Raw genomic sequence first — 14,049 nt, 5'->3', positions numbered from 1 at the left:
GGCCGCGAAAGCCTCCCGTCGCGTATCCGGGTTTATTCCGCGGAAGGAATCAAATCCAAGGAGATGGCGAACAACTCCTGTTCGGGGTTGCGATAGCGAACCCCGCCCGGAACGGTCTCGCCCTCGGGCTCCGCCCGGGATATCTCCCACCCTCGAGGAACCTCCACCGTGACCAGGGGCATGTTGGTTTGGCGGCGGAAACAGAGATCGCCGCCGTCGCCGCGGAAAAAGGATTCGGGACGGCTGAAGACGCTGTCGAGAACATAGCGGCCCCGGGCCGAAGGATACGCCCCCCCCTCCTCTCCGCTGACTTCGACTGCCGCCGGGTCCGATTCGATCACCGAGCTTTTCAGATCCTCGTCGGTAACGTCATCCCAGGCCTGGACCCGGTCGATCGCCGTCCCGGCGGCGGACGAGGTTACCCGGAAAGCGGGACCGGCCTGGCGGACCAGAACCTGGAATTCGCCGGGCTCGGAGCCCAAACCGTATACCAGCTCCCCTTTCCAGGCGATGATCTCCCGCTCCAACAGGCCCATCATCTCCCGGCATTCCTCCAACCCGAGGTCGCGGGAAAGATCGCAGCCGACCAGCGGCCCTAGGCGCGCCGGCAGCCAGTCGGCTCCCCCCCCCGCGGTCAGGAGGGGAGAGCCGGGGGAAAGCGCGTAGTCGCCGGAGTCGGGGTTGACGAAGACCGGCGCCAGGTAAAGATTTTCCGGGAGAAACTCCCCGGCGGACGTATCGGCGCCGTTGGCCCAGAAATCGTTGTTGAACAGATCGGGAGAAGCCCCCTCCTCCAGTCCGAAACCGACGCCGGAGTAAGCCAGAATATTGTTCGCCAAGGAGCTCCAGGGGGCTTTCCAGGCCTGAACGGCAGTCTCCCGCTCCGCCACGGTGTTGTTGCCGACCAGGGCCACCACGGCGCTGAGCTGAAAGCCCAGTTTCCCGCTCCCCCGCACCAGGTTGTTGACCAGAATGCAGCCCCCGCCGCCGGCGTACACCGCGCTCACGGCGTTATCGACGAACTCGCACCCGAAAACCCCCAACCTGCCCCCGTTATTGCGAACGCCGGCGGAGCCGCCGCGGACCGTAAGCCCGCGCAGGCAACAACCGTCGGCGGCGTCGATCACGGCCGGGACCTTATCCCCCTCGATGACGGTCAACCCGGCGCCGGCGCCGGAGAGGGTCATCCCCTTCTCCAGCCTGACGGGCCCCCGGTAACAACCGGGACCCAACTCGACGACCGAGTCCGGACCGGCCGCGGCCACGAGAGACTGGAGGTCTTCGGCCGACAGAGCCGGAGCGGCGAGGAAGAGGATCGTACAGCCGACTAGAAATACCGTTTTCATCCCATCCTCCTTGTGGTGGCGATTCTTCCGAATAATTGCTCACTGGATAGTATACACCCTTTCCGCAGGTTTGTGGATAACTCCGCCGGGGCCGGACCGGGCCCCCGGTCAGCGAAGGTTGCCGGAGACGGGCAGATCGCCGGAAACGCCGAACCAGGCGCTCAGGACATCCTTGACCAGCCAGCGGCACCGGCCGGACCGGAAGACGGCGATATCCGCGGTGCCGTCGCCGTCGTAATCGGCGGGAACCGGCAGGTCGCCGGAAGCGCCGAAGGAACAGCCGGTCACTCCCCGGACCAGCCAGCGGCCGGAGGGGGCCCGGTAGACGGCGACGTCCACGCGCCCGTCGCCGTCGTAATCCGCGGGCACGGGCAGGTCGTCTTCCCTGCCGAAATACAACGGGGGGCATCCCGGGAACATCCATTTGCCCAGGCCGGCCCGATAGACCGCCGGCTCGGCACGGCCGTCGCCGTCATAGTCGGCCGGAAGAGGCGTATCTCCCTCTCCGCCGAAAATCAACGGAGAGGACCCGCCCACGAACCAGCCTCCGGTGGAGGGGCGGAAAACCGCGGGTTGGCACCGGCCGTCGCCGCTGTAGTCGGCGGGCACCGGCAGGTCCCCGGTCCGGCCGTAATAGACCGACCCGGCGCCCCGAATCTCCCACTGCCCGGCGGAGGGACGAAAAACCGCGGCTTCCCAGGTGCGGTCGCCGTCGTAGTCGCCCGGTACCGGCACATCCCCAGAGCGGCCCCACCAGATCCGGGTGATCCCGCGCACGACCCATAACCCGAGGCGGGGGCGGTAGATCGCCACGTCCGCGGTGCCGTCCCCGCTGTAATCGCCGACCACGTCCCGAAAGGGTTCGACGAGGGTGCAAAGGGCTTTCTCCAGATCGATCCGGGAGGCGGCCTGCCCCGTATTCTCGTCGACCACCTTGACGGCGGCGGCGCACAGAAGCGCTTCCAGGTCGGAAGGCGCGAGCGCCGTCCCGTTGACGAAAACGGAGGCGCCCTGGACCACGGCCGCGGCCCCGGCCGCATAGGGACAGGCGGCGGACGTCCCTCCGAAACCGGGATAATAATCCCCGTCGGTATACCCCCCGGCGCCGGCTATGTCCAGGGTCTGGACCCGGTCGGCGGGGGCCAGAAAAACCGCCAGGGGCCACGAGTTGGAGTAAGCGGCGACCAGATCCGGTTCCGACTCCTGAAGAACGTAGTACGATGTGCTGCAGCCGTCGGTGTAGATTTTGTCGGGGCGGCAGCTGTCCTGGGAAACGCAGGGAGCGATAGGGCCGAAGGCGTCGTCATAAACGGCGCCGACGGGATTGATCCCGCTGACGCAGGCGGGCCAACAGACCGAGTCGCAATAGCCGCTGTTGCCGGCGGAGGCGAAGATGGTTATCCCCGCCGCGCGCGCGGCGGCCGCCGCCTGTGTCAGCGCGGGAGAATAGTCGTCACAGGCGGAGGCAAACTTCCCCCCGCCGAAGCTGAGGGTGATCACCAGTAGGGGCTGCCCGGGGCGGTCGTCGCGATGGCGGACGCACCAATCCCAGGCGGCGACGATATCCCCGGAGGAGGCCGAGGTGGAATCGCCCGAGGTGATCTTGAGCGCGTAGATGCCGGCGCCGGGGGCGACTCCGCCGATATAATCCCCGACGTCCTCCCGGGCCCCGGCGACGATACCGGCGCAGGCGGTTCCATGGGCGGATCCCCCCGGGGAGGGATCTTCGTCGCCGTCGCCGAAATCGTATCCGCCCAGGACCTTGAGGTTGGGGAACCCGCCGCCGCCGAGGAGGGGGTGGCGGTAGTCGACTCCGCTGTCGCAGACGGCCACGGCCACCCCCGCACCGTCGAACCGGCTGCGGTAGCGCTCGGCGCCGATCAGGGCCAGCCCCTGACGGAGACAGGCTTCGATCCTGGTCTCCGGCTCGACGGAGAAAGCGAGACCGCTGGCCAGCAACGCCTCCAACCCTTCCGGGCTCACCGTTCCCGAAAAACCGGGGATGGCGGAGTACCGGTGGCGGAGACGGAAACTCCCCCGGGGGAAAACCGCCAAGGCTTTGTCCTCCAAGGCGCGGAAGCGCTCCTCCCCGAGCCGACGCTCCCGGAGGGAAACCGGGCCCGAACCGCCCCCGGCCCCGCCCTTCTCCAGCAGGACCACCACTCCCGCCTCCCCGCCGTCTCGGAAAAACGCTTCGGCAATCTCGGTGCCGCGCACCAGAGCCGGGTCGTCGGCGGAAAAAATGAATGCGGAGAGATCCGAGGAGGGGGCGGCAGCGGACAATCCGGGGGCGAGCACGCAGAAAACCGTTGTCAGCGACAAGATTCTCATATCCCCCTCCTGATTATACTATACCACGAAATGCGGCCGGAGGGGGCCGGGGCGGAAAAAAGGGGCGGCGGCCCGGCGGCCGCCGCCCCTTATTCGTCCCGTCCGGTTCGACGCTCAGGTGGTGGGAGTGACCGACGGGGTCGGTTTCGGACCCGGGTAAGGGTTGGTGACCTGGCTGTCGTTGGACGATCCGAAGTAGATCGTGGCCACGGAGGGGTTGTTGATCAGCCACTTGCCCTTGTTGGCCCGGAACACCGCCGTGTCGGCGGTCCCGTCCCCGTCGTAGTCGGCGGGAACCGGAACGTCGGTAGAGACGCCGTAATAGACGGAAGCCCCGTTCCGAACCAGCCATTTGCCCTGGCCGGGACGGAAGACGGCGATGTCGTCCGCCCCGTCCCCGTCGTAATCGGCGGGAACCGGAGCGTCCGTGGAGACTCCGAACCAGGCGGTGAGGACGTCGCGGATCAGCCACTTGCCCTGCCCGGCGCGGAAGACGGCGATGTCGTCCGCCCCGTCCCCGTCGTAGTCGGAGGGGACCGGGAAGTCGGCGGCTCCGCCGTAGTAGGCGGAAGTCATGCCCCGCACCAGCCATTTGCCCTGGCTGGGACGGAAGACCGCGAGTTCGGCGGTGCCGTCGCCGTTATAGTCTCCGGGGACCGTGCGGTCGGAGGCGGTGCCGTAGTAGAAGGAGGTGCCCCCGTAGACGAGCCACTTGCCGGCGGCGGGACGGAAGACCGCGATCTCCCAGGAACCGTCTCCGTCGTAATCGCCGGGAACGGGACGGTCCGTGGACACCCCGTAATAGGCGCGGGTGAAGGACCGGACCGCCCAGAGGCCGGTGGAGGGACGGAAGACGGCGATGTCGGAGGTGCCGTCGCCGTTGTAATCGCCGACCACGCCCGCCTGGGGCGGGGCCGGAGTCGGGGTGACGGGAGCGGTCCCCTCGAAGCAGGCCCCGTCGTCGGCATACCCGCAGAAAGCGTCGTCCAGGAAACCGCGGACGGCGCAGCGGGCGTCGGTGGCGCCGGCGAGGCAGACCGAGGAGACGGTCAGAAGTTCCCACTGGTTGGCCGTGGTCGACTTGACCGTATCCCAGTAGATGGTGGAGCCGCCCACGTACCAGTTGGCGGTGATCCCCATCGAACCGGGAGAAGCCGAATAGACCCACATCTGGAAGGTGTAGGTGTTCCCTTCCACGGTGGGCTCGGCGTCGGCGTAGATCCCCTTCCCGTAGGTCCCGGCGGTTCCGGTGACGCTCAGGGAGAGGCTCTTGGACCCGGCATGGACGGTGCCGGTTTCTTCGGCCACGACCGCTCCGGTGACCGGGGTCCAGTCGTCCGGCGTGCCGCCGGTCCAGTACTCGAAGCTGGGGTTGGGGAGGAGGTTGACGTAGGAGGGCGTGGGGGTCGGGATCGGGGTCTTGTACCCCTCGGGGGTGGGCGAAGGCGGAGCGGTGGGGGTCGAGGTCGGGGGCGGCGTGGGGGTCTTGTACCCCTCGGGGGTGGGCGTGGGGGTGACGGCGTCATACTCGACGACCAACCAGGCCGCCTTGGCCGGGTCGGCGTTGTAGGAATACACCCGGTTCCTCTGGTCCACCGCCGGGTTGTTGCCTTGAACCAGGAGGGTCAGGGGCGACCCGGCGCTCCATCCGCCCTGCCCTACGATCTCTTCGACGATCGCGCTCAGTTGGGGGCTGGTGATGGTGGCTTCATAGGCGGGAGCCGGGAAAGTCCAGGCGACGGTGGCGGTGGTCGAGGGCCGCTCGTGGGGCTGGTCGCCCGAGGAGAAAGCGGCGGAGTTGGTGGACTTGTCCCCGTAGACGGTGACCCCCATCGAGGTCTTGGAGGAGTAGGGGTACTGGGTCATGTAGAGAACCGCGGAGGTGATGGTCGCTCCCTGGGGGACGTTGAAGTTCTCGAAACGGAAGCCTCCGGTGTAGACCCCGGAAGTGCCGCCCCGGTTGCCGATGTAGATATAGTCGGCGTCGGCGGAGAAGTAGCTGTTGTGGTCGCAGGCGTCGTCGTCGGCGGCAATGATGACGTAGGTGCCGGCGGGCGGGGTCGGGGTGGGCATGGGGGTGGGGGGAAGCACGTCGGCGGGGTCGTAGGAGAGGAAGTCGCAGGGGTACTTGCTGCTGAATTGATATTTTTCCCAGAGGGTCAGGTAGAAATCGTTGAAGAGCTCGTCGAACCCGTACCCGTCGATATTGGCGTGGCGGGCTATGCTGAGCTTCTTGGGAGCGGAGCAGATGGTGATGTCTTCGATGGTGGCGGGGTCGAGGAAGGGGAAGTTGGCGGCGGTGAGCAGATCGCCGTCGCCGTAGATGGGGCGACCGGCCACCACGGTCAGCTTGACCTCCTGGGGACCGCAGCGGTAATCGGCGTCGGCGCCGCCGCCGGCGACCATGAGCAGGTCGTCGTAGGGGTCGCCGGGACCGTTATCGATGACCATGAAGTTGGCGACCTTGCCCGCCTCGATCGAGCCCAGCCGGTCGGACTGCCCGAACCCGTGGGCGGCGTTGGTGGTCACCATCTCGACGAAGGTCCGGGTCTGGATGCTCCAGGCGTTCTCGAACGCCACCCAGCGGCAGAAGTTGAGTTCGGCCAGCATGTTGGGCATCCCCGACTCGGTCCAGTCCGGAGCCAGGGCGACCACGGCCCCCTGGGCCAGGGCGCCGCCGACGTCGGCGGTTTCGTCGTAGAGGAGCATGTTCGATTTGCAGGCCCAGGAGAGCACGGTCTGGAGGGGGTTGCCCCAGACGTCGGTGCCGTGGTTGAAGAGCGCGTATTCGGCGGCGGGGATGTTGATCCCGTGGATGATGGTGTCGTAGCCGTCGAAGGAAGCGAACGACTTCCAGTCGTTCCACTGGTTGATCATATCGCCGCCCTTGTCGGTGGTCTCCGCCAGGTGGACGATATAGCGCTCGACGCGGCCGGCGACGGCGGCGTTGTGCCAGTCGCCCCAATCGCTGGCGTCGGTGGTCCCGACCACCTTGTCGTAGCAGCGGCCGGGGTAGCGCTCCCCGTTGAGGATCCCGATCCCGAGCTTGGCGATCCCGTCGTCGCTGTGGTTGATCCGGCTGGAAACCTGGGATTGGGTGACGGTGCAGCCGGAAGAGGCCATCCGGACCTCGACCAACTTGCCGATCTGATCGTAGTAGCTGGCGAAGGCGGAGTACTGGGCCTTGAAGTCGCAGTACATCTGGGTCGCGGCCCACTCGTTGCGCCCGACGAAATCGGGGGCTTCGGTGAAGGGGATGAAGTCCCACATGTCGTAGGCCAGGTGGTCGTGAGTGCTGATCAGGCCGGGGAAGATGAGGCCGTCGACGTCGATCACCTTGACCGCCGGGGGCGACGTCGTCACCTCGGCGATTTCGTCGCCGTCGACGACGATGTAGGCGTTCTCGTAGACGTTGAACCCGGAGTCCATGGTCACCACCGTCCCGTGGAGGGCGTAGCTGGGGATGATGTCGCTGGAGGCGGCGAAATCGGCGGTGAAGCGGGGCTGGAGGATCTGGTTGGGCGAAGCCGAGGTGTCGCGGACGACAATCCCGGTGATGGAGTCAAAAACGTCGCCGTTGGTGGGGAAGTAGTTGTAGTCGAGTTCGTCGTCGATGGTCACGGCGGTGCCGCCCCCGACCGGCTGGATCTGCCAGCGGCCGTTCCCGGCGTCCTCGTTGGTCACCTGAACGTTCTCCAGGGAGACCAGACAGCCGTCGTACTCGGTGTTCTGGAAGTTGGCGGCGGTCACCACAACCGGCGCGTAGGGAACGTTGCCCCGGGAGTTGATGGCGAAGGCGGTGGGCGACTTGAGCTCGGTTTTGCCGTTGTACTCGTCCACCTCGCCGGTCATGGTCACGGAATCGCCGATATCCACCCCGTACGCCCCTTGATAGATGCAGATGCCGTTGTAGGCGCCGGCGGCATCGGCCACGTAGAAATCGTAATTGCCCGAACTCTGCGCGATATCGGAATCGACGAAGTTTACGACCCCGGTGATGGTGGCCGTCGACCCCACCGGGATGGTCCCGTTCTGAATATCGGAAATGGGGACCGCCCAGCTCGAAGCGGCGACCACGGCCATAAAGACCAGCAGCCCCGCGGTGACCAATGCCGACCTGTTCATACTCCTCTCCCTGTTGCTGATTTCCGGATATACCAGGGACCGACAGACCCCTGCTTTTTGTCGATTGTATGCCCCGGCCGGGAGCGCGACAAGCTAAATCCGGGATTTAGCGGAGGGAACGGACTTTCTCGAGGTTGCGGGCCGCCGGCGCGAAACCGGGATCGAGCTCCAGCGCCTTTTCCCACTTCTCCGCCGCCGCCTTCAGGTCTCCGCCCTCCCCCAGGGCGCGGCCCCAGGCGTTGAAAACGCCGGGGGAAGGCTCCCGGGCGGCGGCCGCGCGGCATTCGGCGGCGGCGGCCGCGAAAAATCCCATGTCCGTATAAACGTTGGCCAGGTTGACCCGGGCCTCCGCCAACGATCCGTCCAGGAAGAGGGCGCGGCGGTAGGCCTCGATGGCCCCGACGGGGTTGCCCGCCGCCCGGCAGAGACGCCCCAGGTTGAGCGCGGCGGCTGGATGGCGGAAGGCTTCCCGGTACGCCGCCCGGGCCCCCGGGAGATCCCCGGCCTCTTCGCGCCGGGCGCCGAGCGCGAAGAACTTCTCCTCCCTCGCCGGATCCGGCGCCGAGGACGCCAGGCGACCGACCCGTTCCAGATTGAGCGCGTATTCGGAAATGCCCGGGTCGAGCGCGGCGGCGCGGCGCCACGACCGCAGGGCGGCCCCATAGTCGCCGGTCCGGGCCTGAACCAGGGCCAGGTTGCCCCAAGCTTCGGAGAGGAGCGGATCCGCGGCCAGAGCCCGGCGCACGACCGCCTCCGCCTTGGCGAACAAGCCCAGGTCGGCCCAGAGACGACCCAGGTTGGAAAGCGTTTCCGGCTGGTCCGGGCGGAGGGCCAGGGCCCGGAGGTAAGCCGCCTCCGCCGCGCGGAATTCGCCTTCCCGGGCCAGAAGCCTCCCCTGGCCGTCGAGAGCGGCTACGTTTTCCGGATCGACCCGCAGGGCCCGGAAAAACCATCTCCGGGCCCTGTCCGCTTCGCCGCGGGCCGCGTATTCGTCGCCGAGGTTGCCGAAGACGCCTCCCAGGCGGCGCCCCCGGGCCTCCCGGAGCGAGTCCGGCGGGGCCGCGGAAACGGTACGGAGATACAGCGCGACGGGGTCGGACCAGAAACGCGCCTGCACAACGGTTCCCGCCCCCAGAACCCCCACGACCGCCAGCGCCGGCCAGCGGCGGCGCGCGGCGGCGCTCCAGAAGGGGGCGGCGAGCAGGACCAGGCCGGCGGCGGGGAGGTAGAGCCAGTTGTCGGCGAGAGGGGCGGCCAGAGGGTAGAACCCCAGGTACGGGGAAACGGCGATCAGGAAAAAGCCCAAACCCGGCCGCAGAGAGCGGAAGCGGACGGCGGCGGCGACCAGGACCGCCAGGGGGAAGAGCGGGAGGAGGAAGCCGGGGGCCAACGGCGACGGAGGAGGAGGCAGCCACCGCAAGAGGTGGGGGTTGACGGGGAAATAAAAAATACCGAGGTAGGAAAGCAGTACCGCGGGAAGCCGAAGCCCGGCCGTCGCCGCGGCCCAGGGCGGAACCGGGGCCGCGACCACGGCCCCGCGCGCCAGCCACCACGCCCCGGCCACCGCCAGGCAGGCGGCGGCGACGGCCAACAGGCCGCGGCGCTTCTCGACCCACCCCATCCAGATCAGAAGCAGCGGGAACATCACCGCGGCTTCCCGCGAAGCCAACGCCCCGGCATAACAGCCGATCGGAACCAGAACGCCCGGCCAGCCGCGGCGGAGAGCCGCCCAAAGACCCGAGAGCACGAAGAACGCGCAGAGAAGGTCGGACCGGGAAGCCACATACCCGACAACCGAAGACCAGGCGGGATTGACCGCGTAAAACGCGGCGCCGACCGCGGCCGCCGGCGGTGACGCGCCCAACCCGATCAGCAGAGAGGAAACCAGGAAAGAATTGACGGCGTGCAGCGCAACCCCGGTCAGGCGAAAGCCGGCCGGACGCGGGCCCCAGACCAGATAATCGAGAGCCAAGCTCAACCCCGCGGCAGGACGCCAGTAATTTCCGCCCCGAACCCCAAAGGCGTGAAGCTGGTCGGTCAGGAGGCGGTCCCAGCGGGACGGGTCCCGAAGCAGGGGGTTGCGGACGACCAGGGGCTCGTCGTCCCAGACGAAGGGGTTGTCCAGGTACGGCAGGTAGACCGCAAAGACCACGCATCCGAGTAGGGCAAACCGCGTCCACGTCCGGTTCATGCCCCGAATTGTACCCCGCGGACGGACCCAGACCGAACCGCGAATTTCCCGGGCGGACAGAAACCGCTTCATCCGGGGAGGATCTTCGCCGATAATAGGTTCATGCAGAAGATCGGCGTCATCGGGACCTTCGGCGTGGGCAAGACCACCTTCGTTCACCGTCTTTTCAGCGAACTGAAGTACCGGGCCTTCCAGGTCGAACTGGTCCCGGAACTCTCCCGGCTCTGCCCCTACGATATCAACGAAAGCGGGCAGGTCACCCGGGGACAGTACTGGATACTCAAGGAGCAGATCCGGCTGGAACTCGACCATGCCGAACTCCTCCCCGATTTCCTGCTCTGCGACCGCTGCGTCCTGGACAATTCGGTCTTCGCCGAACGGGGAGCCGAACTCGGCTACGTCGATCCCCGCGTCTTCGGCGTCATCCGGGCCGCCGCAGAAACCTGGGTTTCGACCTACACCCTGCTCGTCTACATCCGGCTCGAGGAGAATCTGCGCCTGAGCGCCAACCGGGGGATGGAAGACGGAGTCCGCTCCACCAACGAACTCTTCCAGATCGACATCGAGGAACGCCTGCAACGGCGCTGGAATGCGTTCACCGGCCCCAAGCTCGAAATCCACGGCAACCTCGACGCCCGGATGGACCAGGTCATGCGATACCTGGCCGAAAGCGTGGGGGACGACCGGCTCAAGAACCTGACCCTCGGTCTCTGAATCCGGAGCGGCGGGATCGGGGATCAGTGCCGGAAATGACGGGTGCCGGTGAAGACCATGGCCAGACCGTGCTCGTCGCAGGCCCGGATGGAATCGCGGTCCCGGATGGAACCCCCGGGCTGCACGATCGCCGCCACCCCGGCCGCCGCGGCCAGATCGACGACGTCCCGGAAGGGGAAAAAAGCGTCCGATGCCAGCACCGCCCCCCGGACGTCCAGCCCGGCGTCGGCGGCTTTTTCCAAAGCCAGCCGGGCGGCGTCGATCCGGCTCATCTGCCCGGCCCCCACCCCCACTACCGCCTCGTCCCGGGCCAGGACGATGGCGTTGGACTTGACGTGCTTTCCCACCAGCCAGGCGAACCCGAGCGTCGGCAGCAGCGCGGTCGGGACCCTGGCCGCGGTCACCGGATCGAGAGCGGCGGGGTCCCAACCCCGGCTATCCTCGTCCTGAAGGAGCAGGCCGCCGTAAACCGATCGAAAACGCAGGAACGGGTCCCGGGCCCGGAAGGGGCCGGTCTCCAGCAGGCGGAGATTCTTTTTCCGGGTGAGTATCTCCAACGCCCCGGGGGCGAAGCCGGGGGCCACGACCGCTTCGGCGAAAAAAGAAGCGGCGGCGGCGGCGGTGGCGGCGTCCACTTCCCGGTTGAGCGCGACGATGCCCCCGAAAGCCGACTTGGGGTCGGCGGCGAGGGCGCGGCGGAAGGCCGGCTCGAGCGCGGCGGCCAGGGCGGCGCCGCAGGGGTTGGTATGCTTGACGATGACCGCGGCGGGGGCGGAAAATTCCAGGATCAGGCTGAGGGCGCTGTCCAGGTCGATGATGTTGTTGTAGGAGAGTTCCTTGCCGTGGAGCTGGCGCGCGGCGGCTAGTCCGGCGCCGGCCCCCGGTCCCCCGGCGTAGAGGGCCGCCCGCTGATGCGGATTCTCCCCGTAGCGGAGGCGGCGGCTCAGCCCGTATCCGCAGCAGACGCCGGGGGGGAATTCCTCGCCTTCCATCCACGCCGCGATTTCGGCGTCGTAGCGCGCCGTCAGCGCGAAGGCCTTGGCGGCCAGACGCCGACGGAAATCGGCCGGAACCCCTCCCCGGGAAAGGGCCGCCAGCACCGGGGCGTAATCGTCCGGATCGCAGAGAACGACGACGTCTTCCCAATTCTTGGCGGCGGCCCGCAGGAGCGCCGCACCCCCGATATCGATCCCGGCCTCCGGGTGAGCGGTCCCGGCCTCGACCCATTCCCCGAAACGGTAGAGGTTGACCGCGACCAGATCGATGGGCGCGACCCCCGCGGCCGCCAGCTCCCCCATCTCTCCCGGGTCCGCGCGGCGGGCGAGGACCGCGGCATGGACGGCGGGGTGCAGGGTCTTGACCTTTCCCCCCAGGAGTTCCGGAAAACCGGTCAGATCGGCGACGCGCCGAACCGGCACCCCGGCGTCTTCCACGGCGGCGGCGGTTCCACCGCTGGCGACCAGGGAATAGCCCTCCCGGGCCAGACCCCGGGCCAGGTCCGCCACCCCGGTCTTATCGGTGACGCTGAGCAAGGCGGTTTTCATCGCCCCGCCCCTCCGACATTCTCACGCAGGTAGTCTTCGAAAACGGCCAGCCGTTCCGGCGTGCCGATATCGAAAAAATCGTGGCCCGGGGAAAAACTTCCCAGCAGCCCCCGGCCGGCCAGGAGCGGATATACCGTTTCTTCGAGAGCGAAGGCGGGGCCCGGGGGGAAATGCTCGACCAGGCGCCGGCTGAATATTCCCACGCCGGCGTCGACATGGGTAAAACCCTCCGCCGCCGGCCCCCGGCGGCGGTAATCGACCACCTTCTCCGCCTCCCCCAGCCTGATATTGGGGACCCGGCCGGTCCCCGCGGAAGCGACCACGCTGAGCAGGCCGACGCCGGACCGCGCGGAAAACGCCCGGGACAAGCGGCGGTAATCGAGGGGAAGAAAGGTATCCCCGTTGATCAGAAAAAACGTCTCTTCCAGGCCCGGGGCCGCCCTAAGGAGAGCGCCTCCCGTCCCCAGGGGCGTCTCTTCCCGGGAATAGCTCAACACCAGCCCCCACTCCCTTCCGTCGCCGAAACGATCCTCCACCATCCCGCCCAGGTACCCGGTCAGAAGCAGAATCCGGGTGATCGAATGCCGCCGCAGTTCCAGAAACTGATGCTCCAGAAAAGGGCGCCCGCCCACTTCCACCAGGGCTTTGGGAATCGTGGCCGTCAGGGGGCGCAAGCGCGTTCCCAGGCCCCCGCAGAGAATCACGGCCTGCATCTCCTTCATCCCGCCTCCCAGAGTTCGGCGGCGGCGCGGCGCACCGCCGCTTCCGCATCCAGGGAAGCCTTCCAGCCGCGGCCGAGAGCCCGGGCGGCGTCGAGATGGGTGCGGGGGACATCTCCGGGCCAACCTTGCCGGCCGCCGCCGAAAGACACCTCGGGGTTTAAACCGGTTACGGCCGCGATCAGTTCGACAATCCGCTTCACCGAAACGGTGCCCTCTCCGGCCAGATTGAACACTTCCAGGGTCCCCGGAGCCGGGTCTCCCAGGGCCAGCACACCCCGCACGCAATCGTCGACGTGCAGATACGATTTTTCCTGAGCGCCGTCGCCGAGCACGCGCAGGCGGGCGGGATCGAGGCGGAGCTGGGCCAGGAGATCGAACAGCACCCCGTGAGTAGGACGGGGGCCGACGACGTTGGCCAAACGAAAGATAACCGCTCCCAGACCGGAACAGCAGACCGCCGCGCTGATCATGGCCTCGCCCGCCGCCTTGCCCGCGCCGTAATATGAAATAGGCAGCCCCAGGGCCTCTTCGGGAGTAGGCAGCACCGGCCTTTCTCCGTACACCACCGAACTGGAAGCGAAAACCATCTTCCGACAGCCGCGGGCGCGCATCGCCTCCAGGAGCCGAAAGGTGGCCAGCGTCTCTTCCCTGAAATCGATACCGGGGTCCTGCAGCCCCGCCCGGATGTCGGGGTTGGCGCAGAAGTGGTAGACGCATTCGACCCCGCCCAGGGCTTCATCCACCACCTCCCGCTCCACTATCGAACCCCGGAACAACCGGAACCCCGGATACGCCCGGGCACGGGCGAGAAATTCGGGGCGGCCGGAGGAGAAATTATCGAGAACGCTCACCTCCACCCCGCTCTCGAGCAGAGCGTCGGCGAGGTGGCTGCCGATAAATCCGGCGCCGCCCGTAATCAGCACCCTCACCGGCCGCTGTCCCGGGTAACGGCTCCCGCCGGCGGTCCGACCCGGCGGGGCGGGGGAATAACTGATGACATTGAATTGTCCGCCGTGATAATCACCGGTGGGGAGGATACCCGAAATCACCGGACACTTCCACCTCGGATCGACGAC

Annotated in this window: 8 protein-coding genes; 1 reads left to right on the top strand and 7 read right to left on the bottom strand. The window is 67.5% G+C overall.

Annotated features, from left to right (window positions below; translation table 11 throughout):
• Nucleotides 1–32: 32 nt before the first annotated feature.
• From PLZ73_04465 to PLZ73_04450, 4 genes are all read right to left on the bottom strand, one after another.
• Complete coding sequence (locus tag PLZ73_04465; protein ID HOO77123.1) at nucleotides 33–1,346, bottom strand: hypothetical protein; 1,314 nt, start codon at nucleotides 1,344–1,346, stop codon at nucleotides 33–35.
• 108 nt (nucleotides 1,347–1,454) lie between these two features.
• Nucleotides 1,455–3,677, bottom strand: coding sequence for a S8 family serine peptidase (locus PLZ73_04460; GenBank protein HOO77122.1), 2,223 nt, complete (start codon nucleotides 3,675–3,677; stop codon nucleotides 1,455–1,457).
• A 114-nt stretch (nucleotides 3,678–3,791) separates the two neighbouring features.
• Complete coding sequence (locus PLZ73_04455) at nucleotides 3,792–7,802, bottom strand: amidohydrolase family protein (protein HOO77121.1); 4,011 nt, start codon at nucleotides 7,800–7,802, stop codon at nucleotides 3,792–3,794.
• Nucleotides 7,803–7,908: 106 nt separating this feature from the next.
• Nucleotides 7,909–10,065: a tetratricopeptide repeat protein gene (locus PLZ73_04450; protein HOO77120.1), complete on the bottom strand. Its 2,157-nt coding sequence runs from the start codon at nucleotides 10,063–10,065 to the stop codon at nucleotides 7,909–7,911.
• A 30-nt stretch (nucleotides 10,066–10,095) separates the two neighbouring features.
• Here PLZ73_04450 and PLZ73_04445 point away from each other — a divergent pair, with 30 nt between their 5' ends.
• Complete coding sequence (locus PLZ73_04445) at nucleotides 10,096–10,707, top strand: AAA family ATPase (protein HOO77119.1); 612 nt, start codon at nucleotides 10,096–10,098, stop codon at nucleotides 10,705–10,707.
• Between the two features lie 23 nt (nucleotides 10,708–10,730).
• Here PLZ73_04445 and purH read toward each other — a convergent pair whose 3' ends face one another.
• From purH to PLZ73_04430, 3 genes are read right to left on the bottom strand one after another with little or no spacing between them, the layout of a single operon-like run.
• Nucleotides 10,731–12,251 carry a bifunctional phosphoribosylaminoimidazolecarboxamide formyltransferase/IMP cyclohydrolase gene (purH, locus tag PLZ73_04440; protein ID HOO77118.1) on the bottom strand — a complete coding sequence of 507 codons (1,521 nt, stop codon included), beginning with the start codon at nucleotides 12,249–12,251 and terminating at the stop codon, nucleotides 10,731–10,733.
• Nucleotides 12,248–12,973: a sugar phosphate nucleotidyltransferase gene (locus PLZ73_04435; GenBank protein HOO77117.1), complete on the bottom strand. Its 726-nt coding sequence runs from the start codon at nucleotides 12,971–12,973 to the stop codon at nucleotides 12,248–12,250. The genes purH and PLZ73_04435 overlap by 4 nt, the downstream gene beginning before the upstream one ends.
• Nucleotides 12,970–14,022 carry an NAD-dependent epimerase/dehydratase family protein gene (locus tag PLZ73_04430; GenBank protein HOO77116.1) on the bottom strand — a complete coding sequence of 351 codons (1,053 nt, stop codon included), beginning with the start codon at nucleotides 14,020–14,022 and terminating at the stop codon, nucleotides 12,970–12,972. The genes PLZ73_04435 and PLZ73_04430 overlap by 4 nt, the downstream gene beginning before the upstream one ends.
• Nucleotides 14,023–14,049 lie beyond the last annotated feature (27 nt).

It is taken from the genome of bacterium, from assembly GCA_035380285.1.
GTDB lineage: Bacteria > Auribacterota > Erginobacteria > Erginobacterales > DAOSXE01 > DAOSXE01.
Note: the sequence above shows the minus strand (reverse complement) of the source record. Positions and strands in the feature narration are given on the sequence as shown.